Annotated in this window: 24 protein-coding genes, 1 tRNA gene and 1 riboswitch; of the genes, 9 read left to right on the forward strand and 16 right to left on the reverse strand. The window is 63.8% G+C overall.

Annotated elements, in window-relative coordinates:
• The first annotated feature begins 35 nt into the window (after positions 1-35).
• Positions 36-1,337, forward strand: coding sequence for a pentapeptide repeat-containing protein (locus AAA969_RS12480; protein ID WP_338246384.1), 1,302 nt, complete (start codon positions 36-38; stop codon positions 1,335-1,337).
• Positions 1,338-1,445: 108 nt separating this feature from the next.
• On the opposite strand, the gene AAA969_RS12485 is transcribed toward AAA969_RS12480, so the two are convergent.
• The gene (locus AAA969_RS12485; protein ID WP_338246385.1) at positions 1,446-1,922 is read right to left on the reverse strand and encodes an Hsp20 family protein; all 477 of its coding nucleotides are present in this window, start codon (positions 1,920-1,922) and stop codon (positions 1,446-1,448) included.
• A gap of 217 nt (positions 1,923-2,139) precedes the next feature.
• Between AAA969_RS12485 and AAA969_RS12490 the strand changes: the two genes are divergently transcribed.
• Both AAA969_RS12490 and AAA969_RS12495 read left to right on the forward strand, forming a co-directional pair.
• Positions 2,140-3,069, forward strand: coding sequence for a class I SAM-dependent methyltransferase (locus tag AAA969_RS12490; protein WP_338246386.1), 930 nt, complete (start codon positions 2,140-2,142; stop codon positions 3,067-3,069).
• Complete coding sequence (locus AAA969_RS12495; RefSeq protein ID WP_338246387.1) at positions 3,069-3,734, forward strand: hypothetical protein; 666 nt, start codon at positions 3,069-3,071, stop codon at positions 3,732-3,734. Before AAA969_RS12490 ends, AAA969_RS12495 begins: the two co-directional genes overlap by 1 nt.
• Here AAA969_RS12495 and hisN read toward each other — a convergent pair.
• The 3 genes from hisN to AAA969_RS12510 form a co-directional block, all read right to left on the reverse strand.
• On the reverse strand, positions 3,731-4,528 hold the full coding sequence (gene hisN, locus AAA969_RS12500; RefSeq protein ID WP_338246388.1) for a histidinol-phosphatase: 798 nt from the start codon (positions 4,526-4,528) through the stop codon (positions 3,731-3,733). The genes AAA969_RS12495 and hisN overlap by 4 nt on opposite strands.
• A gap of 60 nt (positions 4,529-4,588) precedes the next feature.
• Positions 4,589-4,975, reverse strand: a complete 387-nt coding sequence (locus AAA969_RS12505; RefSeq protein ID WP_338246389.1) for a helix-turn-helix domain-containing protein — start codon at positions 4,973-4,975, stop codon at positions 4,589-4,591.
• Positions 4,976-5,102: 127 nt separating this feature from the next.
• A complete protein-coding gene (locus AAA969_RS12510) occupies positions 5,103-6,011 on the reverse strand; it encodes an N-formylglutamate amidohydrolase (protein ID WP_338246390.1) in 909 nt (302 codons plus the stop codon).
• A 116-nt stretch (positions 6,012-6,127) separates the two neighbouring features.
• Between AAA969_RS12510 and cpdR the strand changes: the two genes are divergently transcribed.
• Complete coding sequence (cpdR, locus tag AAA969_RS12515; RefSeq protein WP_338246391.1) at positions 6,128-6,493, forward strand: cell cycle two-component system response regulator CpdR; 366 nt, start codon at positions 6,128-6,130, stop codon at positions 6,491-6,493.
• Positions 6,494-6,645: 152 nt separating this feature from the next.
• On the opposite strand, the gene AAA969_RS12520 is transcribed toward cpdR, so the two are convergent.
• Positions 6,646-9,687: a TonB-dependent receptor plug domain-containing protein gene (locus AAA969_RS12520; protein ID WP_338246392.1), complete on the reverse strand. Its 3,042-nt coding sequence runs from the start codon at positions 9,685-9,687 to the stop codon at positions 6,646-6,648.
• 322 nt (positions 9,688-10,009) lie between these two features.
• Between AAA969_RS12520 and AAA969_RS12525 the strand changes: the two genes are divergently transcribed.
• The 3 genes from AAA969_RS12525 (at position 10,010) to AAA969_RS12535 (ending at position 12,179) form a co-directional block, all read left to right on the forward strand.
• A tRNA-Val gene (locus tag AAA969_RS12525) sits at positions 10,010-10,084 on the forward strand.
• Between the two features lie 17 nt (positions 10,085-10,101).
• Positions 10,102-11,013 carry a Stf0 family sulfotransferase gene (locus AAA969_RS12530; protein WP_338246393.1) on the forward strand — a complete coding sequence of 304 codons (912 nt, stop codon included), beginning with the start codon at positions 10,102-10,104 and terminating at the stop codon, positions 11,011-11,013.
• Between the two features lie 83 nt (positions 11,014-11,096).
• Entirely contained in the window at positions 11,097-12,179 is a 1,083-nt protein-coding gene (locus AAA969_RS12535) for an Mrp/NBP35 family ATP-binding protein (RefSeq protein ID WP_338246394.1), read from the forward strand.
• Here AAA969_RS12535 and AAA969_RS12540 read toward each other — a convergent pair.
• From AAA969_RS12540 to AAA969_RS12560, 5 genes are all read right to left on the reverse strand, one after another.
• Entirely contained in the window at positions 12,172-12,933 is a 762-nt protein-coding gene (locus tag AAA969_RS12540) for an ABC transporter ATP-binding protein (RefSeq protein WP_338246395.1), read from the reverse strand. The genes AAA969_RS12535 and AAA969_RS12540 overlap by 8 nt on opposite strands.
• On the reverse strand, positions 12,930-13,910 hold the full coding sequence (locus tag AAA969_RS12545) for an iron ABC transporter permease (protein WP_338246396.1): 981 nt from the start codon (positions 13,908-13,910) through the stop codon (positions 12,930-12,932). The genes AAA969_RS12540 and AAA969_RS12545 overlap by 4 nt, the downstream gene beginning before the upstream one ends.
• Positions 13,907-14,773, reverse strand: coding sequence for an ABC transporter substrate-binding protein (locus AAA969_RS12550; RefSeq protein ID WP_338246397.1), 867 nt, complete (start codon positions 14,771-14,773; stop codon positions 13,907-13,909). Before AAA969_RS12550 ends, AAA969_RS12545 begins: the two co-directional genes overlap by 4 nt.
• A complete protein-coding gene (locus AAA969_RS12555) occupies positions 14,709-16,607 on the reverse strand; it encodes a TonB-dependent receptor plug domain-containing protein (RefSeq protein WP_338246398.1) in 1,899 nt (632 codons plus the stop codon). The genes AAA969_RS12550 and AAA969_RS12555 overlap by 65 nt, the downstream gene beginning before the upstream one ends.
• A gap of 112 nt (positions 16,608-16,719) precedes the next feature.
• Positions 16,720-16,912: riboswitch (cobalamin riboswitch) on the reverse strand.
• 33 nt (positions 16,913-16,945) lie between these two features.
• Positions 16,946-17,830, reverse strand: a complete 885-nt coding sequence (locus AAA969_RS12560; RefSeq protein ID WP_338246399.1) for a WecB/TagA/CpsF family glycosyltransferase — start codon at positions 17,828-17,830, stop codon at positions 16,946-16,948.
• Between the two features lie 153 nt (positions 17,831-17,983).
• On the opposite strand from AAA969_RS12560, the gene AAA969_RS12565 reads away from it, so the two are divergent.
• Positions 17,984-18,220, forward strand: a complete 237-nt coding sequence (locus AAA969_RS12565; RefSeq protein ID WP_338246400.1) for a hypothetical protein — start codon at positions 17,984-17,986, stop codon at positions 18,218-18,220.
• Here AAA969_RS12565 and mnmD read toward each other — a convergent pair.
• From mnmD to motA, 3 genes are all read right to left on the reverse strand, one after another.
• Positions 18,202-19,959, reverse strand: a complete 1,758-nt coding sequence (mnmD, locus tag AAA969_RS12570; protein ID WP_338246401.1) for a tRNA (5-methylaminomethyl-2-thiouridine)(34)-methyltransferase MnmD — start codon at positions 19,957-19,959, stop codon at positions 18,202-18,204. The genes AAA969_RS12565 and mnmD overlap by 19 nt on opposite strands.
• Positions 19,956-20,522 (reverse strand): RBBP9/YdeN family alpha/beta hydrolase, encoded by a 567-nt coding sequence (locus AAA969_RS12575; protein ID WP_338246402.1) that lies wholly within the window; start codon positions 20,520-20,522, stop codon positions 19,956-19,958. Before AAA969_RS12575 ends, mnmD begins: the two co-directional genes overlap by 4 nt.
• Positions 20,523-20,643: 121 nt before the next feature.
• A complete protein-coding gene (gene motA, locus AAA969_RS12580) occupies positions 20,644-21,516 on the reverse strand; it encodes a flagellar motor stator protein MotA (RefSeq protein ID WP_338246403.1) in 873 nt (290 codons plus the stop codon).
• A gap of 187 nt (positions 21,517-21,703) precedes the next feature.
• Between motA and AAA969_RS12585 the strand changes: the two genes are divergently transcribed.
• Positions 21,704-22,978, forward strand: coding sequence for an MFS transporter (locus tag AAA969_RS12585; protein ID WP_338246404.1), 1,275 nt, complete (start codon positions 21,704-21,706; stop codon positions 22,976-22,978).
• Here the strand turns inward: AAA969_RS12585 and AAA969_RS12590 are convergent, their stop codons facing one another.
• From AAA969_RS12590 to AAA969_RS12600, 3 genes are read right to left on the reverse strand one after another with little or no spacing between them, the layout of a single operon-like run.
• Positions 22,979-24,196 carry a lytic murein transglycosylase gene (locus AAA969_RS12590; protein WP_338246405.1) on the reverse strand — a complete coding sequence of 406 codons (1,218 nt, stop codon included), beginning with the start codon at positions 24,194-24,196 and terminating at the stop codon, positions 22,979-22,981.
• Entirely contained in the window at positions 24,193-24,993 is an 801-nt protein-coding gene (locus AAA969_RS12595; protein WP_338246406.1) for a DUF1194 domain-containing protein, read from the reverse strand. Before AAA969_RS12595 ends, AAA969_RS12590 begins: the two co-directional genes overlap by 4 nt.
• Positions 24,990-25,766, reverse strand: coding sequence for a DUF1194 domain-containing protein (locus tag AAA969_RS12600; protein ID WP_338246407.1), 777 nt, complete (start codon positions 25,764-25,766; stop codon positions 24,990-24,992). The genes AAA969_RS12595 and AAA969_RS12600 overlap by 4 nt, the downstream gene beginning before the upstream one ends.
• Positions 25,767-25,857 lie beyond the last annotated feature (91 nt).

Consider the following 25,857-nt stretch of genomic DNA (forward strand, 5'->3'; position numbering starts at 1 on the left):
ATACCGCTGGATAACAGACTGACAGGACCGCGCCGATGACCGGCCGCAAGATTGAATTCAAGACACTGACCCAGGATGACGTGGACGCCATTTGCGAGCGTCATGAGCGCTTGTGGTCAGGTCGATCCGGCGGCGCGCGCGCCAATTTATCCTACACGATCCTGGAAAACCTGGTCCTCGCCAATCGTGATCTCTCCGATGCCGACTTCAGCGGAGCCGTCCTGCGGGGAACAATTCTCTCCGGCGCGACCCTGAACAGCGCGGTTTTCTTTGCGGCCGACCTGCGACGCGCCAACCTCGAAGGCGCCTCCTTGCGACGAGCAGACCTGCGTGGCGCCATCATGCGGGGCGCCAACCTGACCGGGGCTGATCTCACCGAAGCCGACCTGCGAGAGGGCGCGATTGCCCAAATGGACAAGGAGAAGGGGCTCGCCGTCCTGACCCACAAGACCCAGGAAAACGATGCCGGAAAGGCCAATTTCACCGGCGCCAACCTGTCGCGCTCGAAAATGGCGGGCATCACGGCCCAAAAGGCGGACTTCACGGATGCCATGCTTCTGGGAACCCGCATGATCCGCGCCAATCTCCGGGGCTCATCCTTTCAGGGCGCCAATCTCGAAGGCGCCGACCTGTCCGGCGCCGACCTCACCGATACTGATTTCAGTCAGGCCGTGCTGATCGGCACCAAGACCGTTATGGCCAAGACCCAAGGCATGAATACCGATGGCGCCCTGACCAGCGCGCCCGTCGGCATCGACGCCAAGGCGCTCGACCATCCGGTCGCCGACCAGATCGCGGAGCATGTGCGCTGGTGCGACACCAATGGCGCCGAAGGCAAACCCTCGCTGTTCGACGGGACAGATCTGCGCGGGCTCACATCCTTGGCCGGCAAGACCCTTACGGCTTTCCATGCCCGCGGAGCGACCCTGTACGGTCTCGATCTGGAGGGAGCCCAGCTTCAGGGCGCACGACTGGAGAAGGCTGATCTGAGAATGGTCAGTCTCCGCGGGGCCGATCTGCGCGGGGCTGACCTGACCGGAGCCAACCTCTCCAATGCCGATCTGCGTGACTGCCAGCTCGGGCCGCTCCTGCTCGATGGCAACCGGCTGTTACCAGCCTCGCTGGCCGGTGTCCGCGCCCGCTATACAGACCTGCGCGGTGCCGACATGCGTCAGACCAAGGCGACCGGCGCCGACTTCTCCTATGCCACCCTGAATGGCGCGAATGTGCGCAAGGCCAGCTTCAACGGCTCCTGCTTCACCGGAGCCCGCGTGGACGAGGAGTTCCGCGAGCAAGCCGAGTCACTCGACGGCGCCGTTGACCTGGACGCTGCCTGACGTCCCTGGCCTTGAATGAAGATGAATACCGACCAAGAAAAAGGCGGCGAGCTTTCGCTCACCGCCTTCAGGGGCAATCGGAGGGGAATCAGTCTTTGTCAGTCCGGATCAGGCAGCCTTCGTCTTGCTGCCTTCGATCAAAGTGGCGCGGGTTTTGCCGACGCCTGACTTGATTTCGATCCGCTTCGGCTTGGCAGCCTCGGGGATTTCCCGAACCAGCCGGATTTGAAGCAGGCCGTTCTTCAGGCTGGCATCAGCCACTTTCACGTGGTCGGCGAGGTGGAAGCGACGCTCGAAGGAGCGCTCGGCAATCCCGCGATGCAGGAAGCGGCGGTCGTCCGCATCGGCTTTCTCGCCAATTTTCCCTGAAACGGTCAGGACCGCCTCCTGGACCTCGACAACCAGGTCCTCATCACCGAAGCCGGCCACGGCTAGTTCGATCAGGTACTCATTGTCTTCGACGTGCTGGATATTATAGGGCGGATAACCCTGCGACTCGATCTTGGTGGCAGAGTCCATCATGTCCGCGAGCCGGTCAAAGCCGACAATCGAGCGGTAGAGCGGGGTAAAATCAACTGTACGCATATCAGTCCATCCTCCTTCAGAGCGATAAACAGGCCCGGCTTCCCGGGCGTTGGAGACAAGCCAGATCCGATGGATCCTGGCCGGGTTGACGGGCCCCGTCTGGCGACCCGCGCATGCTATTTGGGTAGCCGGTTTGGGCGCTGCAACCCCCGAATTGATGATTTGCGCACCGGCTCGGGCTTGGGTACCAATTGCCGGTCCCACCAAGGAGTTCAATATGCGTCACCTCTCACTTCTCGCCGTTCTCGCTGGCACCGCGGCGCTGTCTGCCTGCGGCGGCGAGCCCACCGACCCGGCCGACGCTCCTGCGACGGAGATGACGACCGTTACCGATGGCGAGGTCATGACCGAAACGGCGGAGGCCCCGGCCGGACCTGACCTGTCTGTTCTGGCCGAAGTGATCGACGCAGACTGGCGCGACGCCAGCCGTGATCGCGATACATGGCGCAACCCGCAGGCAACAATCGAGTTCTTCCAGCTCGACCCGAGTAGCACGATCGTCGAGATCTGGCCGGGCGGTGGCTGGTATACCGACATCCTCGCGCCCTGGATCCATGCCAATGGCGGTCAGTACGTCGCGGCCCATTTCAGCACCGAATCCGAAAGTGAATACCGTCGTCAGTCGCGTGCCGCCTTCGAAGCGCGCATGGCCGACAACGAGATGTCTGGCGACGTCATCACCGTCGGGTTTGACGGTACCACGCCCCTCGACCTGGACGCAGGCTCGGTTGATGCCGTTCTGACATTCCGCAATGTGCATAACTGGATGTCGGGCGGCTTTACCGAGCTGGCCCTCGCCGACTTCCACAGAATCCTGCGTCCCGGTGGCCTCCTCGGGGTTGTGGAGCACCGGCTGCCATCGACCCGCGAACAGGACCCCGGCGCATCAACCGGCTATGTCCAGCAAGCCTATGTCATCGCCCTGGCCGAAGAGGCCGGTTTCGAGTTCGTCGGCGCGTCCGAGGTCAACGCCAATCCCGCCGACACCGCCGATCATCCGTTCGGTGTCTGGACGCTCCCGCCGGTCCGCCGAAATCCACCGGCTGACAGCGAAATGGCGGCCGATTTTGACCGTGAAGCCTATGACGCCATCGGCGAGAGCGATCGCATGACGCTGCTCTTCCGCAAGCCTGCTGCCAGCGAGTAATGCGGAGAGCTCTGCTGATAGCGGGCCTTCTGGCTGGTCTCGTCTCTTCGGCAGCGCTTGCGCAGCCCGTTGAGCGCGAGGCCGGCCCGCTGCCCCGTTTCTTCCCGCATCGCGAGACCTATCTCGGGCTCGACCCCGATCAGCGCACGCATTTCCAGCTCGCCTACCGGGTCTCCTCCGAGGCCGATATCGCGCCCGGTGAGATCGAGATGTGGTTCACGCAAGGGGAGGACAGGGTCTCCTTCGAGATCGACGCGACAGGACAGATCAACCACCTGCCCGACCTCCGGACCCTGGAGGCCGCGCCGCCGGTCTGGATCAATCAGCCCAGCGGCGGCATGTCGCTGTCGATGCAATTCGAGGCGCGCCTTCCCGGCGGTCCCGCCTATGCGGCCGAGGATCTTGAACTGGCGCTTAGCCAGGCCAACAACGCGATCCGTCAGGCGGCTGGTGTTGCGGCCTTGTTTGCGCCGAATTTCAAGACACTCATTTTTGTGTATGACGGGCCAGCCCCGACAGCGGATGCTATCCACGAAGACGGTTCGCGCACGCCCCTGACCGCCCAGGAGAACCGGGTGCTGGTTCGACCGCGGGACCGCAACATGCGCGATGTTGTCCGCATCGAATTGGGTGGGATGCCGGTTCGGGTCTTGCTGGACAGCTAGGCTGCAGCGGACGCCAGGTGTTCAAGCGCCTGCTCCAGCAGGTCCGCGCTCGCGGCAGCGACCACCTGACCTCCACCCGAGGGATCACCGCCCGACCAGTTCGTGACGACGCCGCCGGCGCCGGTTACAACCGGTATGAAGGCCTGGACGTCATAGATCTGCAGCCCGCTTTCGATCACGAGATCGATGCCTCCGGCGGCCAGCATCGCGTAGGCATAGGCGTCGAACCCGTATCGACAAAGCCGGACCCGCTCGCGTACGGCGGTGAAGGCGGACTGTTCCGCCCCGGCGAACAGATAAGGGTCGGTCGTCGCGAGAATGGCCTGGTCAAGCCGCTGGCAGCTCGAAACCTGTAGCGCCCGTTGTTCGCCTTCTCCATCAAAACGCGCCCCGCCGGGCCAACCGGTGAAACGCTCGCCGATATGAGGCTGATCAATCAGACCGAGCCGGGGCCGACCACCAACTTCAAGCGCGACAAGCACGGTCCAGCTTGGCAGGCCCGCAATGAAGGCCCGCGTGCCGTCGATCGGATCGAGTACCCAGCGACGCTCCCCGGATGTCGATTTGGTACCGAACTCCTCGCCGAGGATGCCATCATCCGGCGCGAGTCGCGCCAGAACCTCGCGCATGGCCGTCTCGGACGCGCGATCGGCAATCGTGACAGGGTCAAAGCCGGTCGACAGCTTGTTGTCGACACTCAATGGCGTTCGGAAATACGGCGCGATCGCTGCACGCGCGGCGTCGGCCATGGCATGAGCAATCGTCAGGTCGGTCTGGAAATCGATATCGGACATGCAAAGGCGCCTAGCACGGGCTGCGAGCCGGTGCCAGACGCCATCGCGTTCCTGTCTGATTCACGCCGCGTCGTTGGCCGCTTCTTCGGGCTCGAGGGACTTGGCCAGTTCGAGGAGCCGTTTGCGCGGGCGCTCGCCGAGCCTGTAATAGGCCCGAATGAGATCAACGGTCTCTTTCTGTGACAGCACATCGGCCGCCAGCGTTTCATCACCATTGACTTCGTCGCGCTTGGACAGGCCCTCGTAAAAATACTGTACGGGAACATCAAGCGACTCAGCCAACTCGAACAAGCGGCTGGCGCTGACGCGGTTGGCACCGCATTCATATTTCTGGATTTGCTGAAAGCGGATACCGACCGACTCGGCCAGTTGCTGCTGGGTCAGACCCAGAAGGCGGCGCCGGCGGCGCAACCGTTTACCCACGTGAAGGTCGATATCATTCGTCATAACTACTCGCCGCCTAATCTTCGCGTCTCAAAATGCGCCGCTATGGGACGCACGCCTCACAGGGGAGCAAAGCGCGTGCCGGGCGAAGGCAAGCTCCAGCCTTCCCCTGAAATGGGCATGAATATGGCTATTGCTGCGAGGCCCAGTCGATCTGGGTTAAGGCACTGATAAAGTGCCGCATTTTTGTCATGAAGTTGACGTGGTCCGGGGACAGCGTTACCCGGGTTTCATTCATGTAGAGACCGCGACTGATCTCGATCTGGATCACATTTACCCCATCATGGGGCCGACCGTAGTGTTCGGTCGTGAAGCCGCCGGCATAGGGATTGTTCCGGACTGTGACGAGTCCGAGTTTCTGAAAGATCGCCTCAACCTTGTCGGTGACCGCCTGACTGCAGGAGGTGCCGTAGCGGTCCCCGAGCACAATATCGGCGCCGCGCCCGCTGAGCGCCGGCATGGAATGCATGTCGGCCATGACCACCATGCCGAAGCGCGACTTGAGATCAGAAATCTCAGCCTGCAATGCGGTGTGATAGGGATGGTAGAAACGCTCAAGGCGCGCCCGGGCCTCTTCGTAGCGCAGCTTTCGCTGATAGATGGAGCGCCCTTCCGCGCCTGTGCGCGGGATGACGCCCAGCCCGGAGGCTGCGCGGCGCGAGGGCTGCAGCGCCGCTGCCGGAACACGATCGGAAAACATGCCCGGATCAAGCTCACCCGGGCCCCGATTGACGTCAACAAAGACGCGTGGGAACTGGGCACAGAAGAGGGTCGCACCATGGTCAGGCGCGCAAGCGACCAACTGGTCGACATAGGCATCTTCCGATCGCCGGAGAATTGCGATGGGGAGCCTTGTCGACAGGCACAATTCGGGATCATAGTGACGGCCAGAGTGCGGTGATGCGAGCAAGACCGGGCACGCCAGATGCGGCTCGGGACGCCCGACCACAACGACTTCATCGACGCGCCCAGGCTCATTGACACGCTCTGGTCGGCCGGACGCGCCCGGTGAGATCGAGGTGTGAATCGGCGTGTCCATGGGCGAACAGTGGTCAGCTGCTTGTCGCGGGTCAAGCTTGCGCCGCGTTCAGGCCGTTTTTACCAGATGGCTGTAAAGTGCCGTCACTTAGAGATTTCGCAAGGGTGGGAACCAAGATGGCTAAGATTCTTCTCGCGGAAGACGACGACTCGATGCGCGACTTCCTGGCCAAGGCGCTCAAGCGTGCCGGTCACGACGTCCTGGTGTGCTCGGACGGTGAGGAAGGCCTCGACGCAATTGGCGAGCAACCAGCCCAGTTCGATCTGCTGCTGACTGATATCGTGATGCCCGGAGTCGATGGAATCGAGCTCGCGCGCCGCGCAGCAGAGATCGACCCGGCTCTGAAGATCATGTTCATAACCGGCTTTGCTGCGGTCGCCTTGAACCCGGGTTCGGGGGCTCCGACAAATGCCAAGGTTCTGTCCAAGCCTTTTCACCTGCGTGAGCTGGTGGATGAGGTGGCCCGCGTCATCGCCGCCTGATCTGACACGAACCATCGCAGAACGAGAAGCGCTGCCCGCACGGGCGGCGCTTTTTTTAGGTTCCGGTTCCGCCAAGGGCGGCCCGTCATGCGGACAAAGAAAAAGGGCCGCCCAAACGGGCGGCCCCAATCCTGTCGTCAAGGGTCTGGGTCTTACCAGGCCTTGCGGACGTTCATGTACAGGCGACGACCGATGAGGTCATAGCCCGAACCGAGAACCTGGCTACCATTACCGAGGGTCGCACCAGAGGCGTTCTGGTCAACCACGGCCGGACCTTCGTCGGTCACGTTGTTCAGAGCAACGGTGATGCCCCACGTGTCCGATTCCCAGTTGACCGAGAGGTCGTGGTAGTAGGTCGCATCCCAGCTGTCGACGGCATCGCCACCGAGCTCGGAAGCGGCCTGCAGACGCTCGCCATAGTTGACACCAACCACGTTGGAGATCGAAGCCTGCTCGCCGATATAACGGACGCGCCAGTTAACATTCCAGTCGCCGCGGGTGAAGCGGTTGTTGACCGAACCGCGCCATTCCGGGTTGCCCCAATCGCCGACAGCGTTGGTGACATCAGAGGTCGACGTGGTCTGGCCGAGGATCTCTTCCGACTTCGTGAACGTGGCATTCATGTCGTAGTTGAAGCCACCGAAGAGGTCGATATCCATGTTGAAACGGCCGTTGAAGTCCCAGCCGGTTGCTTCCTGCGTCGACACGTTGAACGGCGTGTTGTCCACGATCAGCAGCGCGCCGGTAGCCGGGTTACGCGTACGACGTGCACAGAACGGATCGTTCGGGAAGTTGGTCGAGTTGTAGCACTGGGCCAGCGAGAAGGCCGTACCCGGGATCGCGATGGAGTCGTCGACCTGGATGCCCCAGTAGCTGACGCGGATCGAGGCGTCAAAGGCATCGGTGAACGGCTGGTCAAAGACGAAGCCGAGCGAGTAAGCGTCCGAGGTTTCCGGATCAAGACCCGGGTTACCAGCACGGAAGGCCTCGATCGAGGACACACCGTTCAGGCCCAGAGCGGTCGGGTCAACGCCTTCAGAGACACAGTTGGCCAGGACGATCGGATCACGGCCGTCATTGGTCGGGTCGTAGGTGCCGCTGTTGTTCGCTGCGGTCGGAACCACGCACGGATCGGCGAAGCCTGAGGAGAAGCCGGTCTGGCCGCCCAGGAAGAGCTCACGCAGGTTCGGTGCGCGGAAGGACGTACCCATGGTGCCGTTGAAGGTCAGCGAGTCGTTGACGACCCACGAACCACGAACCGAGTAGGTCGAGTTCTGACCGTAGTACTCGTGGTCCGTCAAACGACCGGCAACGTCGACAGTGATGTCTTCAGCGAAGGCAGCACCGGAAACGAGCGGGATCGACAGCTCACCGTAATATTCGGTCAGTTCGGCTTTACCCACAGAGCGACGGTCGGCGAAGTAGCCAGCCGCACGGCCCTGGGAGGCCACAGTATCCGTGCCGGAGTCGAGCGAGTCACGACGCCATTCAATACCGATCACCGCGTTCACTTCACCAGCCGGGAGTTCGAAAACCGGACCCGTGGTGAAGCCGCCCATGATCATCTGATCAACAGTCGTCGTCGCCGTACGGTCAATACGCAGGAAGTCATATTCTGCTTGCGTATTGAAGAACGGAGCAGACGCACCATCGGTCGGGTACAGGCTGCTGGCGAACATGTTGATCGGCACGCAGTTGCCCGGGTTCAGGAAGCCGAACAGGGTGACGTCGGTGTTATCGTAACCACAGACGATCTCGCCGCCTTCAACGCGGGTCGTAGCAAGAGCCTGCGTCAGGCGGGCCTCGTCAACCTGCGGGCGACGCGAGTAACCGATCGACCGGGTGTAGCCGGCGAACATTTCGTACGACCAGGACGGAGCAAAGCTCCAGTCGCCCTGCAGACCCGTCATGAAGCGGGTGTACTGGGTTTCCACGTCGATGTTGGACCGCTCGATCGGAGACGCGACGATCGGAACGACATCGAAGCCGAACGGGTTGAACGGGTTGCTGGCACGCACGGTCGGGAAGAGCTGACCGTGGTAACCGGAGCGGTAGGTCGTCTGCGAGTTGGTGTGAAGCAGCTCGGTGAAGACCGTCACGTTTTCCTGACCCAGGATACGATCGATCGTGTAATCGCCCGTGAACAGGAAGGAGTAACGCTGGCTGTCCGGGATGATGTCGGTCGCCTGGTCCAGATACGCAGACCGGTTGATTTCCGCGTTGGTGTCGCCGGTCGACCAGCCCATGAAGCCGATGTTCGTGTCGCCCGGCGTGGAGTACACGTCACGATTGAACAGGCCCGGATTGGCGAAGTACGACGCCAGGCTCGGAGAGCCGTCAACATAGTAGTTGAAGGTACGGATGCGGTTGATGATCGAGCCTTCGCACTCGGACAGCAGCGAGCCGTCAGCCGCGATTTCGATGTCACGCGAGCAGTACAGGTTGTCGGTCGGATCGAAGTTGGCGTCGCGATCTTGAACCTGAAGGCGCTGCTGGTGGAAGTATTCCATCGAGAACAGGAAACGGCCGTTCTCGGACGAATCACCAATCGTCATGTTCCAGCGATGCGAACCACCACCGGACTCTTCCGGCGTGGACGTCACGGCACCAACGCGGAAACCGTCGAACTGGTCGTTCAGGATGACGTTGACCACACCGGCAACGGCGTCAGAACCGTAGACCGAGGATGCACCATCCAGAAGGATGTCGACGCGAGCGATGGCGTCGGTCGGAATGATGTCGAGGTTCGGCAGCGACGGAGCGCCTTCAACGCCCGACGGAGCGACACGACGGCCGTTGATCAGCAGCAGCGTCTGGTCTGCACCCAGACCACGCAGCGTGACCGTGTTCGAGCCCGGGCCGGCGTCGGTGACGAAAGCACCGGCGATGGCGTTGTCGAGCTGAACGCCCTGGGCCACAGACGACGTCTGCAGGATTTGCGCGGCGTCGATCAGACCGGCGTCGCGGATTTCCTGGCTGTCGATGACCTGAAGCGGTGCCGGCGAGCTGAACGCGTCGCGGCGGATACGAGAACCGGTGATGACAATGGTGTCATCGCTGGATTCTTCAGCTTGCTCGTCTTCGTCCTCGTCCTGGTCTTGTGCGTAAGCCGGCGACATGGTCAGACCGACCGCAGCAAAGCCTGCGAGGATGGTGGAGCGCAGAAGACGCTCACGATCCCAAATATTGCTCACGATAGTACCCCTTTGTTTCGTGTCACCCGGATCCGCTTTGGCGCAGAACTCGGGATGGTCGGGTTACACCCTACCTGTCGGGACTATGTCGAAGGGCCGGGACACATGAAAGCGGGAGTCGCGGTATCGCCGCATTTCCGTCGCAATTGTTGCAAAAAAGTCATAGGCCGTTCAGGCTCAGGACAGGCGGCGGACAGGCGAGCGCGGCAGCTTGTGGCCGACGGCCGCCGGATCCATCTGCAAGCCGTGTGTTATCGGGTGCGCGAGATGTCTTGCACTCCGCCGACGCTGAGGTTAGAACCCCGGCTCTCTTGAGACGGATGGGCGATTAGCTCAGCGGGAGAGCACTTCGTTGACATCGAAGGGGTCACTGGTTCAATCCCAGTATCGCCCACCATCAAGTCTCAGGTTGTCATGACACAGACCAACTCCCCGCCATCAGCCGGCATAAGCAGCGCGGCCCATGCTCCGCAAATTCCGGCGACCGCTGGCCTGCCCTACCAGACCATGGCGGAGATGTTTTCCCATCTGGCTCAAGAAGGGGTCGATCAGACCGGCGACCCGCTTGCACTCGACGGCGTTGAGCTGACGAAACGCTATGCGATCTGCCTCGTGCCGCGCTCGGGAAGCACGTTTCTGGCTCACCTGCTCAAGGAAACCGAGGCTTTCGGCTTTCCCAATGAGTGGCTGGCTGTTGCACTTGCCGAAAAACAGGCGCGCGAGACCGGCGCTGCGAACTGGGACAGCCTCTTTCACCGGGTGATGGCCCGCCACGCCTCGCAGAACGGGGTCAGCGGGATCGAGTTGGCGCTGGCTCATCTGACCTGGGGGCGGCAGGCAACCGGGCGTCGGGACATTCTCGATCCGAGTTGGACATATTTTTACATGCGCCGTCGAAACATCGTGCGACAGGGCATATCGATGCATGTCGCCCACCAGTCCGGCGTCCTGCACTCCTTCCAGCTCAATGACGAGGCGCAAAAGGTCCGCGACGCTGTCATCTACGACACCGCCGCGATCCGAAACTGGATCAAATTCCTGCAGGATGAGGAACTCAAGTGGGAACGCGAATTCGGACGGCTCGGAATCGAACCGGTGCGCCTGTACTACGAGGACGTGACCACCCGGCCCGAGCGCGCGGTGCGACTTTTCTCGAATGTCCTCGGCCTGCCGGAAACGCCGGCCATCAAGACAAGCCCCATCAAACGTGTCGGCAATTCGCGCAGTGATGCCTGGGAAGACCAGTATCGCGCCGAGGACGCCGACTTCCTCACGGCGCTCGCCCATCACCGCCCCTTTGTCCACACACCGGTCTCGATGACCTGAACCCGAGGAGGCCGGACTGCGTGTCCGCCCTACCGCTGGCGGGTCGGCCTCGCTATCTCTGAACGGCGACAAGGGAGAGAGTGATGGAAGATCGGCTGCGCGACGCCCTCAAGACGATTACAGAGCAACAGTCCGGGCGCGATCTTATCGATGCCGGGCGTATAGAGGCGGCCGGCATCGCTGGCGATACGGCGACCATTATCGTGAAACCGCCGGTCGCCGGCTCACCCGACCTGGATCGCCTGCAGCCGCAGATCGAGGCCGCCGTCGGAAAGCTGGGCGGCATCGAGCGCGTCCGCGTTGTCATGACCGCGCACCGCGATGAGCAATCCCGGAAGCCGGCACCGAAACAGGCCAAGACCGGCGCTCCCAAGTCTGCCAAACCTGCCAAACGCATTATCGCTGTCGCCTCAGGCAAAGGGGGTGTCGGCAAGTCGACTGTGGCCGCCAATCTCGCGGTTGCGCTGGCTCGCGAAGGCCTCAAGGTCGGCTTGCTTGACGCCGATATCTACGGACCGTCCGTGCCACGCCTGTTTGGTCTCAATGACGTGCCGGGCCTGCGAAAGACCGATGCCGGCGTGCAGCCGATCGAGGCCCATGGCGTCAAGCTCATCTCGATGGGTTTCGTGGTCAAGCCCGGTGCCGCCGTGGTCTGGCGTGGCCCCATGGTCCAGGGCGCGATTCGGCAATTCATGATGGATACCAACTGGGGGCAGCCCGACGTCCTTATTCTCGACATGCCGCCCGGAACCGGCGACGCCCAGCTTGCCATCGCGCAGGACCTGCCGGTCGATGGCGCGGTGATCGTCTCGACCCCGCAGGATCTGGCGCTGGACGACGCCCGCAAGGCGATGAGCCTGTTCGAGCAGACCCATGTCCCCCTCCTCGGCATGGTCGAGAATATGAGCGTCTTCCTTTGTCCGCATTGCGGCGAGAGCAGTCATATCTTCGGGGAAGGCGGCGTGCGCGCCGAGGCCGAACGGATGGGTCTCGCCTATCTTGGTGAGATCCCGCTCCACCCGGACCTGCGCGTGCGCTCGGATGCCGGCGAGCCGGCCGCCCTCGACGACGGGCCGGTCGGAAAGGCGTTCCGAAAGGCCGCGCTGGCGGCGCTGGAGGCGGCAGAGATGGTCAGCAAGCCCGCGCCGGAAATCGTGCTCAGCTAGGCAGGCGAAGCCCGCCGACCGTCAAACCATCGGGCGCCACCACACCGAAGGTTCGTTCAAGAATCGCCGGCACCAGCGCCCGGTCTGGCGGCCCGTCCGCGACCACCTGACCGTTATCCAGAACGACCACCCGGTCAGCATGACGCGCGGCCAGGTCGAGCGCATGCAGTGAAACAATGACCAGGGCGCCGGCGCGCGCCTCCGCCGCGAGGATCTCCATAACCGCGAGCTGGTGGCGCACGTCGAGCGCCGCCATCGGTTCGTCCAGCAGAATGATCCGGGCTCCGACCGCCAGCGTCCTGGCCAGCAGGACCCGCGCCTTCTCGCCGGACGACAGCGTGTCAAAGCCACGTTCCGCGAGGTGAGCAGTTCCGGTTCGGGCCAATGCGGCCTCAATGGCGCTTTGATCGTCTGGTGTGAGTGTGCGCAGGGGTTTGAGGTGCGGGATACGCCCGAGTGCGACCAGACGGCGAACGCTGATCGGCCAGGCGGCGCGGCCCTCCGGCGGCAGATAGGCAAGGGTTCGGGCCCGCTCGCGCTCATCCATATCCGAGAGCGGATGGCCATCGAGGCGAACATGACCGGCATTGGGTTCAACCAGACCGGCCAGCAAGCGCAACAGGCTGGACTTGCCGGCCCCGTTGGGGCCGGCCAAGGCGACCAGTCCGGTGCCGGAGATCGTCAGCGAAAGCTGATCGAAGAGCGGCGCGGTCCCGGGCTGAAACCGCAGCTGATCCAGTGTCAGAATGCTCATGGCGCGCGCCTTTGCGTCTGTCGCACGAGCCAGAGGAAGAAAGGCGCGCCGATCAGGGCTGTCAGGACACCGAGATAAAGCGGGATACCGGGCCCCGACAGCAGCCGGGTCGCCAGATCCGCGATCACGATGAGAAGAGCCCCGCCCAGAGCTGACGGGACCAGGAGCGCACCCGGGCGGTACTGGACGGAGGGTCGCAGGACGTGCGGAACCACCAGCCCGACAAAGCCGATCGCTCCGGCCACGGCAACACCGCCGCCAACGGCGAGGGCCGTACCGAGGACAACAGCCAGCCGCAATCGTCCCAGCTCGATCCCCAGTGATCGCGCTGTCTCCTCGCCGAGCCCCAGCGCATCGAGACTCCGCGCCAACGGTGCGAGGACCACAAGTCCGGCGAGAACAACAGGGGCGGCGAAACCGACCTCGGTCCAGCTGGCATCATTGAGCGACCCCATCAGCCAGTAGGCAATCTCGGCCAAGGCCCACGGGTTCGGGGCCAAGTTCATCAGGAGGGCGGTCAGCGCGCCGGCCGTCGCATTGACCGCAACACCAGCCAGAATGAGCGTGCTGGCACTCGCCCCGCGCCCGGCAATGGCGAAGAGCGCCGCCACACCAGCCGCCGCCCCCACCACCCCGGCGATCGGCAAGGCCAGGGCAAAGCTGGCCGACAGACCGAAGTAAAGACAGAGCACAGCGCCCATCCCGGCACTCGCCGACACCCCGATCACCCCGGGATCGGCCAGCGGATTGCGAAAATACCCCTGCAGCGCAGCGCCCGCCATGCCCAGCCCGGCCCCGATCAGGGCGCCGAGCAAAACCCGCGGAAGCCGCAGTTCGCGCAGGACGAGACCACCCAGTGCATGGTCACCGCCGAACAAATCCAGAGTCGTCGCGCCTCCGCTGCCGAGAAATACGGCGCCGATCATCGATACACATAACGCGACCAACAAGGCGAGGTGGAGGCGAAGCTGGCTCATTGCGTCTCTTCCCACGCGTCGATCGCGTCCGCGATCCGTTCCGCGGCCTCCATCAAACCCGGTCCCGCGCAGGACCACAGGCCAGCGGGCACATCGATACGCGCCGGATGATCGAGCAATCGACGATAGGCCGCATGGCGACGGGCCCGGTTGAATGTGCTCGCATAGCCATCGACAAGAAAGCTGGTCAGGACGATATCCGCCTCCAGGGTCAGCGCGAATTCCGGGTCAGACCGGGTCCAGCCGGTCGCGCCCTGTTCGGCCACAACATTGATCGCGCCCGCCGCAGTGATCGCCGCATCGACGAATGTCCCTGCCCCGGCCGAACCGCCCGACGCACTCAGATAGACAATGCGCGGCTGACGGGCACGCATTGCCCGGCGCGCGTCCAACGCAGCAAGGCGCCGGTCGATATCGGCCACGGCATTCTCCGCGCGGTCGGGATAGCCGGCCGCCTCGCCGAGTGCTCGAAGATTGGCCCGGACGCCGTCGAAGTCGTCCGTCCAGATCAGCTCCAGATGGGGTAGTCCGGCACGATCGAGAAGCCGCGCCGTTCGCCCGCCCTCGCCGGCCGCAAAGACGGTCAGGTCCGGCGACAGAACCAGGAGGCGTCCCGCGTCCGGCCAGGCCTTGGGTAGCGCGCGCGACCATGGCGGGGCGGCAGACACCGGCTGGTCCGCCTGCCATGACAACGCACCGACTTCCTGCCCGGGGATCACCGCGAGCACGTAGGCATCGGCGCACAGCGAGGCCGAGGCAACACCGGCATGCGGTGTCGCCTCCTGGGCCAGGGCCGGGCTAGCTATGGCTGAGACGCAGGCCGATATACAGGCCGCGACCCGGCGTGTGATAGCCGAAGACATCCTGATACTCCTCGTCGAGCAGGTTTTCCCCGCGGGCATGGATTTCCAGCCCGGGACGGACATGCCAGCGCAGCTGACCGCCAACCAGGGTGTAGGCATCCAGAACAACCGGCTGGAAGCTGCCAAAATCGGTGTCGGTCTGGTCACCGGTATGATCAAGCGTCGCCGAGGCCGAGATCGGGCCATCAAGGGGCGACCATGACACAGTCAGCGATGCCAGTCGTTCCGGACGACGGATTTCTGCAAGCCCGTTTTCCTCACTCTCCAGCAGGCTGAGCGATCCGAACAGCGACCACGCGGCGTCAATCTCCCATCCCCCGGAAACTTCCAGGCCCTGGCGCTCGGACCGTGTTCCTGCATTGAGCGCCGTGGCGGGAAAGACCCCGAAATCGGTGAAGATCTCATTCTCGAGCTGCGAGCTGAACCAGACGATCGAGAGATTGGCATCGCCATCGAGCAAAGCCTGGTCCCAGGCGACCTCCCAGCCTTGCGAGCGCTCCGGTGTCAGGTTGGGATTGCCGACAAAGACGCTGGGGAAGAAGCCGTACAACTCATAGACGCCCGGATTCTTGACCGCTTCGCCGAAATTGGCCCGAAGCCGGCCATCAAGGGGATCGATGGCCCATCCGGCCCCTACGCGCCAGGTCGTGGAATCCTCAAACAGGTTATGGATGTCACGCCGGGCAGACGCGGTGATATCGAGAGCGCCGCGCGAAACACCATAGTCGAACGCCAGCGCATCAGCCGTCAGCTCACGACTCTGGTTCGAGCCGACGCCGGGTCCCGAGAATGATTTCAGCCGGTCTTGGTCATGCTCGACCAAACCCGTCAGTCGGTGTCGGTAGGGGCCGGTCTCCCAATGTCCGGTCAGTTGGTAATGCGCCTGCAGGCGCTGACCGATGGCCCGTGATGTTTGGATGCTCCCCGACAGGGACCGGGAGGTGTCATCGGTGAGTTGAACCGCGGCCTCGTGACTGAGGCGAACACTCCGCCAATGGTGTTCCCCCAAGGCTGCCAAACGGGCAAGGACCGTCCTGCCATCAGTCCTCAGATCGACATTGTCGAGGCGGCCATCGAAATCCGTGTCACTGTCATAATCGCTTTCGCTGACAATGCGGCGTACCGAGCCCTCCAGACGCCAGGCCTCGCCAAGAGGAAGCCCGCCCGACAAGGCAATAACGGAGTTGGCATAGCCATCACGCTCGCCACCCAGTCCCGCGACGTCAATCCCGTCGCTTTCATAGTCGGAGAGCGAACCACTCAACCAGCGATCATCCCAACTACCACCGGCCTGCAGGCTGAGACGCGTCGTCCCGAAGCTGCCACCCTCCGCGCGGGCGCCGGCGGTAAAAGCCGACAGGGGCCGCGACGAGTTGAGGCGGATCACACCACCGATCGCATCCGCCCCCCACAGTGCCGACTGTTCGCCTCGCGCAACCTCGATCGAGGCGAGATCATCGAAGACATAGTGTGAGAAATCAGCCTCGCCGGTGAAAGGGTTTGAGGCTTCGACCCCATCGATCAGGACGAGCACGTGATTGGCTTCAGAGCCTCGGGCCCGGATCTGGGTCAGAGACCCCGGCGCACCGGAGCGCGAGACGGCTAGGCCGGGGACCGCGCGCAAGGCGTCAGCGGCAAAGCTGGCGCCGCGCGCGTCCAGCATGTCGGCATCGAGCAGGCTGATGCTCGACGTCGCCTGTTCGGCGGGCAGCGCGATCCGCGCTGCGGTAACATAGATCACGTCTTCCTGATCGGGGGTTTGGGCATGAAGCTGGATTGGAACTGTTAGCCAGGTGGCCGCCAGACAGAGCTGGTGCCGGGTTCTGATACGCATATGCCACGTCTCCATAGCAGTCTGGCCGATGCCCGGAGCGGCCATCGGCGGTTGCAGAGGAGTCGTCAGAAACGGATATCACCGCGCCAGTCTCGTGAGCTCCCGCACGAGCGGACAGACGACAGTGACGGCAGGTCTTCCGGCTTGCGGGTCAATGCGAATGGAGCGCCTTCCCAGGGTCGCCCCCAGTGGCATCATGCTCCACCGCTCGCCGCCTACGGCTGCGGGAACAGCGCTGGACTTGGCCGAGGCCGAACCAGCTTCCCTATTAATCCCGTGAGGGAACCATCACGACGCGGACGCTATGTCGCGACCGTTCAAAAGGCAATGCAGACGGGTCAGTCGCGCGCGGCCAGCTGGCGTTCGAGATCACGCAGGCGGATATGGAGATTGCGCTCCCTGACCCGCTCGGGCGAACCCAGGGTCTTTTCGAGCTTGCGCATCGAGTGGCGTGTCTTGCGCCAGCGGCGCCACAACAACAGGATCTTGGGACCTTCGACGAGGTAGCGGCGCCACATGCGCGCCGGCTCCTGGGCGAGGCGATGCAGCCATTCGAGGCGCGCGCGCTGCATCCAGACCGGTGCCCGCTGCGCCGCTCCGGCGAGAAAGTCGAGCGAGGCGCCGACGCACAGGCCAACGCCGGTACAGTCACCGCGGTCAAGGCAGGCCTCGGCGATCATTTCCTGCTGCGGTGAGCCGACACAGAAAAAGGTGAAGCGCGACGGATTATCGGCGACAAATTTCGCGCAGGCCTCCACGGCCTCGCGATTGCCGCGAAGACCCATTGGCGGTTCATGCCAGCGAATATCGGTCAGACCATAGCGTGTTCGCACCGCATCAATCACCTCGGCATTGCCGCCGATCACCGTAACCGTCTCGTCGGGCGCGATGACCGTTTCAAACAGGCGCTCGGTCAGATCCGAGCCGGGTGTTACTTCGATGGTCTCGCCGGAAATCCGGCCGATTATCTCGAGGACACGACTGTCACAAACCGTCAGCCAGGCCTGGGCGTACAGCGTCGCCAGAACAGTGTCGGTCTCCAGACGAACCAGATGATCGACATTCGGCGTAACGACAAAGGCGAACGGACGCGTCGCGTCGCGCTCGGTAATCCGGCGCAAGGCAACATCCATGCTGATCTTGTCGAAGGCCGAGTTCAAGAACCACACGTGTCGCGAACCGGAACGCCGGTCGACAAAGCCTTCACCCGTAACCATGACCATGTTGCACCACTCTTGTCTCGATACGCGTCAGATCGCGCGCTTGCCCGCGTCCCGTGCAAAACCCGCGCCGAGATTTTGGCTGCCGGCGCATCCAATCCGAACAGTGGCGGCATCCAAGGTTTCGAAGCAGCGGTTGAAGCGAGGACAGGCGACATGGCGAAGTCAGTGATCATTGCGGGTCTGCTAGCCGTCGGGATCGGCTTACCGGTCGGTTTGCCTTATGCGGCTGGCGGCGCGATCACGGTCTCAATGGGCCCGGCGGTGATCGAGATATCACGGTCGGGCGGCGTGGATTTCGACCTTGATGTCACCTGCATCAATGCGTCCTGCCCGCTGGCCACGCTGCGCATCGCGTCGGCCGACCAGCGGTCCTATCCCGTCGCATTGTGACCGGATTTGCGCGCCCGCCGCTCGGCAAAGCGTGACGGAGCCAGAGCGGCACGGGCGTCACGCGACAAGGCCGCTCGCCCCCCCGTCAGTTGACTGGCAAGGTCCTCCGCGAGCAAGGGGGCGTGGGCGAAACCCCGCGATCCGAGGCCCGACAGGATCGACACGCGGTCAGACAGGGGACCCACAACGGGCAGCCGGTCTGGTGTCGATGCCCGGACCCCGCTCCAGCGCCCGAGAACACCCCCGAGCCCGATATCGGGCAGACGCTCGGCGACGGCCGCGCGGAAACCGGCTTCGGCGAGATCATCAGGCCCCGGCGTTTCGCCCCGGATATGGGTCGCGCCAACCAGTACACCGCTCCCGGCCCGGCAGGCGTAGTGGCCCCAACTGACCGGTATGGCCGGTGGCTCACCGGCGAAGACGGCGAGTTGCCCGGCGCTTGGCTCCAGATCGGGGTGGAAATGCCCCGCGCCCGATCCTGCCGCGATGACAAGATGCGCGGCCTCGGCCCGGCAGACCCCTTCGGCATCCAACAGGCGCACCCGGTCCGGCTCGATCGCACAGCGCTCGATGCGAGCCTTCACACACGCCACATCGCCAGCGAGGTCCGCGACCAGCGCCCGTGGATCAAACCGCCCCGCATTGGCGAGGATCAGGCGCTCTCCGGTCCAGACAAGATGATCCGGCATCCAGTCCGCCAGGACAGAAAAGCGCTCGGCTTCGCGGGCGTCCTTGGGCAAGCGGTGCACCGTCTCGGGGGCGAAACCGGATCGTCCGGCATAAAGCCGGGCAGCAAAGTCGAACGCCGCCAGGGTGGCCCGCACATGCGGTCGATCGGCCTTTTCCAGCCGGGGTGTCAGCAGGCCGGCGGGCGCGCCGGAGGCTCCGCCGGACAGGCCCGCGGCATCGATCAGGATCGTGTCGACACCCCGCGCCCGCAAGGCGTGGACAAGACTCGCACCGGCAATGCCGCCGCCCAGAACCGCGACGGGTCCGTCCAGCCGCAAGGCCGACCGGACCTCCGGCTGCACCGGCCAGACCGCCTCGAGCCGTTCGCGCTTGCGGCCGAAACCGGGACGCTTGGCGACCTCGAAGCCAGCCTCGGCCAGACCGCGCCGGACAAAGCCGGCCACGGTGAAGGTCCCGACGCGCGCGCCGGGTGATGACAGGGCGCCGATCCGGTTGAACACGGCCTGCGACCACATGGCGGCATTGCGATCGGGCGCGAAGCCATCAAGGAACCAGGCATCGAACGGGCCGTCCATCTGCTCAAGAGCGGCCTCGACATCATCCTGATAGATGGTGATGGCGAACCGGTCCTCTGGAAAAACAAGGCGCTGCGGCCCGCGCAGGCGGCTCGGCCATTGTGCCAGAAGCCGGTTGGCCAGATCGGAAAGCGCCGGCCAGGCGGCGAAGGCCCGGGCCGCGGCAGCACGGTCCAGCGGATGTTTCTCGATCGAGACCAGGTCCAGCCAACCATCAGGGGGGCCAGCCTCACGCCAGAGCTGCCAGAGCCCCAGCGCATTGAGGCCGGTGCCGAAGCCCAGCTCGGCAACCGCAAAGTTGCGCCTGCCCGCCCAGGCTTCGGGCAGGCCACAGCCCTGCAGGAAGACAGCCTTGGTCTCTTCAAGACCATCTTCGGCGGAGAAGTAGACATCGCCATAATCGCTGGCGCGCGGCCCTCCGGGCTGCGACCAGTCGAGCGCGGCGGGCTCGCAATAAAGCCCGTCCACCGTCACGGCGCGGACGGATCGAGGGACTGGGTAAACTTGGCAAAGGCCATCAGGCCTTCCGGCCAGGGCCCGTGACCACTCTCCGGTTCGAAATGCCCCGCCTCGCCGGCATTGCCGAACCGGACATCCCAGGCGCTTGCCCAAGTCTCGGCCTTGGCAATGTCGCAGGTCGGGTCATTGGAACTGGCGAGCATCAAACCAGGGAAACCCAGCGGTTCAAGCGGGACCGGCGCAAAGCCGTGATCGCCATATGTGTCGGCGAGGGCGGGTCGCTCCCAATCAGAGGTCCCGACGAGGAAGGCGCCTGCGACCTTGCCGACCAGGGCCGGCGCGGCATGGGCAACGGTCAGCACGCCGACGGAGTGTGCGACGAGAATGACCGGTTTTTCGGCCAGATTGACCGCCTCTATCAGGCGCTGCGTCCAGGCCTCGCGCTGCGGGTGCTCCCAATCATCCTGCTCGACCCGGCGCGCGGTGGACATCTTGTCCTGCCAGCGGCTCTGCCAGTGGAAGGCCGAGGCATTGCCAAGCCCCGGAATGATCAGAATTTCGCTGTCCTTGATTTTCATGTCGCCCTTCTAGACCCAAATCGCGTGGCTGCCAGCCCCGACATGGTGAGCGATCACACAAAAACAAAGGCGCGGGATCTTTCGACCCCGCGCCCGCAACCCGGATGGTGTCTTTTCTGGATCAGGCCGCTTCGGCGGGAATAGCGTCCAGCGCCGTTTCCAGCTCCGCAAAGCTGGGCTGCATCTTGGAGGGCACACCGCCGCGACCAATCTCGACCGAGATCTGGGCAGCATTGCCATGCAGGTGCGCGACCAGCACGTCCTGGATGATCTTGTAGAAGGAATGTTCCTCGTCATAGACGGCCTGCATGTAGGCCGCAAAGGGGCCGATGAAGCCATAGGCGATGAACACGCCGAGGAAGGTCCCGACCAGCGCGCCGCCGATATACTGGCCCAGCACGGCTGGCGGGCTTTCGATCGCGCCCATCGTCTTGATCACGCCCAGCACGGCGGCGACAATGCCCAGGGCGGGAAGGCCATCGGCCATTGTCTGCATGGCGTGGGCCGGATCAGCCGCCTCGTGGTGGTGCTTCTCGAGCTGCTTTTCCATGGCGTCTTCGACCTGGTGCGGATCTTCCAGGTTCATCGTCATCATGCGCAGCGTGTCGCAAATGAAGTCGATCGCAAAATGGTCCTTCATGATGCGGGGATAACGCGTGAAGATCGAGCTTTCCTTGGGATTCTCGATATGGCTCTCGAGCGCGATCACGCCCTTTGTCTTCATCGTTTTTGTTAGCAGAAACAACAAGGACAAGAGGTCTGTGTAATCCTGCCCCTTCCATTTGGGGCCGGTGAAGACCTTCGAGATGTCACCCAGCGTCTTGATGACCGTTTTGGGCTTGTTGCCGATCAGGAAAGCCCCGACTGCGGCACCGCCGATCATCATCATCTCGAAAGGCAAGGCCTTGAGGATCACATCGAAATGCCCGCCGGCGAGCGAGAAACCGCCGAACACCATCACGAAAACGACGACAATGCCGATAATCTGAAACATCTAACCGTCCACCACATCTGCCGGGCGGTTTTTCCACCCGATTTGAGCGCACTATGGCGCGGTAAGCTTAATGTCCGGTTGAACCGGCGTTAGATGGCTGTTTACCGGTGGCGCTCGGCAAAATCGGATAGCGGCCAGTCCCTTTTGATGTTGGACGGTCTGCCAGACGCGGGCTAGGTGTGAGTCCATGACACCACCCTATGATGCTTCCAACCCGTCCAGCCAGACCGAGCGCCGCGGTGCGTTCCGCCTGCTTTTCCTGTGCCTGATGGCGACCGGGATCGGCAACAACATGCTGTTTGCCATCCTGCCGCCGCTGGCGCGCGGCCTGGCCGTACCGGAATACTGGGTCGGCGCGATCTACACCGTGTCCGCTGTTCTTTTCATGACCATGACCCCGATCTGGGGCGCCCTTTCGGACCGCCGCGGACGCAAGCCCTTCATCGTCTTCGGCCTCTCGGCCTTTGCCTGCTCGACCCTGATTTTCGCGGCCGCGGCCTGGGCTGGCGAGAGCGGCTGGGTGCCGCCCCTGGCAGCCATCTTCGCCATGGCACTGGCACGCTCGCTTTTCGGCTCACTCGGCTCGGCGACCAATCCCGCTGCCCAGGCCTATGTCGCCGACCGCACCTCGCCGGCCGAACGGACCGAGGCCCTGGCCGGACTGACCGCCGCCTTCGGCATGGGCGCCGTGATCGGACCAACCCTGGCGGCAACGCTGGTCGAACTCGTCGGGGTGCCGATCTTCATGGTGATCATCTCGGCCACGGTCGCGCTCGGCGCGGTCGCCGTCTGGTACAAGCTGCCGGAGCAATCACCGCCCAAGCAGCAGAACCGGCCCATCAATCCGTTCAAGCAGTTTGCCTTTGCCGCAGATCCACGCATCGCGCCCTTTGTCGGCTATGGCGGGGTGACCTGGATCGTCCAGTCGCTGAGCCTGTCGACCCTCGCCTTCTTCATCATGGATTCCCTCGGCCTCGACGAGCGTGACGGGTTGCAGATGTCCGCCATCGCGCTGGCCGCGGGCGCCGGAGCCCTGATTGTCGCCCAGCTGGTCGTCATCCCGGCGCTCAAGGCGAGCGCCCGCGTGCTGATGTCGCTCGGCGCCCTGATCACGGTCGCCGGCTTCGGTCTGATGATCATCGCCCCGAATTATGCCGGCATCGTCACCGCCTACATCCTGATCAGCTTCGCATTCGGACTGTCACGCTCGGGCTTTGTCGGCGGCGCATCCATCGCGGTTGAACCCGAGGAACAGGGACGTGTGGCCGGTCTGACCACAGCCACGGCCGGCCTCGGCTTCATCATCGGGCCGGTTGGCGGTCTCTTCATGTACAACCAGCTGGGCCACGTCGTGCCTTATTACGTCGCCGCGGTCCTGAGCCTCATCGCCCTGGTCATCGCCTGGTATCATCCGGGCATCCGGCGCGCTGTCGAGGTTGTCGAGGTCGAGCCGGACGTCTGATCACTCAGCCCGGACCGCCTGCGCCGCCAGCACGGCCTCATACATCGCGCGTCCCAGATAGCCGTCGGCCGAATGACCATAGGCACGCTGGAAGTCGCGCAGGGCCGAGCGTGTGTTCGGACCGGCCATCCCGTCCGGCGTACCGCTGTCAAAGCCAAGCGCGTTGAGCGCCGCCTGGACCTCACGGGTCTGGCTGCGATTGATCGGCGGGTTATCTTCGGGCCAGGGACCGACCAGGGCCGGCTCACCGGCGATCCGGTCGGCCAGATGGGCCACGCCGATCGCGTAGGATGTCGAGTTGTTGTAGCGCTTGATGACCCGGAAATTGGGGAAGGTCAGAAAGCCCGGCCCCTGCCCGCCGGCCGGCAGTTCGAGCCGTGCCGCGCGCATCAGGTGATCAGCCTGCCAATCTCCGGCCGAGGGCGTCAGGCCGCGCATGGCCCATTCGCTGACGAGCCGCGACTGCCCAGGATCCCAGCTGGAAAAATCAAAATCGGCCGGGACCCGGACTTCCAGAATGGTCGGGCCTCCCTCGCGCCAGCCTTCGCGCGCCAGAAGATTGGCTGCCGAGGCCAGGGCATCACCAGGATCGGTCCAGATATTGCGGCGACCATCGCCGTCCCAGTCATGCGCGCGATCAAGATAGGTGGTCGGGATGAATTGCATCTGCCCCATCGCGCCAGCCCAGGAGCCGGTCAGCTGTTCGCGGGTCGCGTATCCCGACTCCAGCATTTCAGCGACAGCGATGAGCTGGGCCTCGGCCCAGCTGCGGCGACGGCCTTCCCAGGCCAGCGTGGCGAGCGCCTGAACGATGTCATTATTGCCCGGAATGGCGCCGTAGGAGCTTTCCAGCCCCCAGATGGCGATCAGGATTTCGGCACGCACGCCGAAATGAGCCGCGATCGCATCGACCTGGTTACGATTGTCCGCAAAGGCGCTGCGGCCATTGCTGATCCGAAGATCCGACGCGGCGATGTCGAGATAGGACCAGAGCGGCCTGACAAATTCCGGCTGACTGCGATCACTCTCGATGATCCGCATCTCCGGCTGCAGCCCGTCGAGCATGGCCGAGGCGGTCGTCTCCTCGACACCGGTTGCGATCAGGCGTCCGCGGAAATCTCCGAGCCAGTCGGCGAAACTCTCACCCTCGGGCTGGGCGAGCGCCGGGGTCGAGATCAGGGTAAAACTGGCAGCGAGTACAAGCAGTCGACGGATCATCCATTCCTCACATGCGGGGCCGGCTCGCGGAAAAGAAGGGGGTCGAGCCCGGCGATTTCGATAATAAGCTTGCGCCGAAGCGCGTCCACGAAATCATCATGCTCATTACTGGGCGAAATGAAGGCGCCCGGGCCGGCAATCACCTGATTTTCAAAATAGGCGCCGACATCGATGGAAACCGAGGGCCGGAACGGATGCTGGCGACCGCCCGTTATGGGCAGGCCATTGACCGTGATCGACCCGGCTTCAGCCCGTTGACGCGCGGCGCTCAGGCTGGGCCCGGCATTTTGCGGCCCGTCACCGGAAATATCGATGACACGACGGACGCCCTCATAGGCGTTCTCGTCCATCAGCGTCATCGCACTGTCCATCGCGGCACCGATCGCCGTCCGGCGACCCGAGATGAAGGGTGCGGTTGCGAGCGTCGCCGCGAAGACCTGCGCGTCTTCTTCCGTCTCGATCACCGTCCAGGGCGCGACAACACGCTGGAAATCGGCATCCGCCCATTCAAGATAGACAACCGCGATACGCCCATAGCCACCGCTTTGGATCGCCGAGATGATATCGGGGTCGGCGAGCGCCGCGACATGACCCTCGCGCTGCCGGCGAGCTTCAGCCTCGTCGATCGAGGACGAGACATCGACCGCCAGGACCAGTTCGAGATCGACATATTCCCGACCATCCGCCGTATATTCATGCGGACGCGGTTCGGCGATCCAGGGCGCCGGTTCACGATGCCCTCCGCCCAGCATCAGGCCGACAGCCATGGCCCCGACAAGCGGCAGGCCCCTGTTCACGGCGCGCGGCTCACTCGGTTGCCATATTCCGCGTCCACCTCACCGGGTGACGGCAGGGCCCCAGCGATCTCGATGATCAGCTTGCGCAGGATCGCCTCGCGGAATTCGGCCTCGGTGCGGGCCGGAAGCACGAAGGCGCCGGGCCCGGTGATCACATTGTCGCGGAAATAGTCATCCAGATTGACTTCGACCGGACGGACCCAGCGACCACTGGCGGCCGAGATCACAGGCAGGCCGTTGACCACCACCTGCGCAGCATCCGCCATGGCCCGCGCCTGCTCGAGCGGCAGGCCCTGGTTCTGCGGGCCATCGCCGGAGATGTCGATGATCAGGCGCGGCGCGGTGTAATCATTGGTCTCGATCCGGTTGACCGCATCCGCCAACGCCGCCCCGATCGCGGTATAATGGCCACGCTCCAGTGGCGCCGACGCAACGCGAGACGCAAAGCCGAGCGCGTCCTCTTCCGACGCGATCACGGTCCAGTCGGCAGCGGCGCGCTGGAACCCGCTATCGGCCCACTCGACGTAGGTTACGGCGATCCGGCCCAGCGGCCCGCCCTGGATCGACCGGATCACGTCTTCGGATGCAAGCGCGGCGACATAGCCCTCGCGCTGGCGCCGGGCCTCTTCCTCGTCGACGGAATAGGAAATATCGACGGCGAGCACGAGCTCGACATCGACGTCAATCGTGCCGGGCTGGGCCGCTGACGCAGCGGACGCAGCCACGAAAAAGGCCGCCAGAACGGCGGCACCCGTATTACCCAAGCCTGTCATGGCGCGCACACTATGGAGCGTGCCCGGCGCGGGCAACTTTCGAAGCTGTAAGGCGGCCATTCGGCAGTCGGGTGTTACCGCCAAACCTCAT

The organism is Maricaulis maris (assembly GCF_036322705.1).
GTDB lineage: Bacteria > Pseudomonadota > Alphaproteobacteria > Caulobacterales > Maricaulaceae > Maricaulis > Maricaulis maris_B.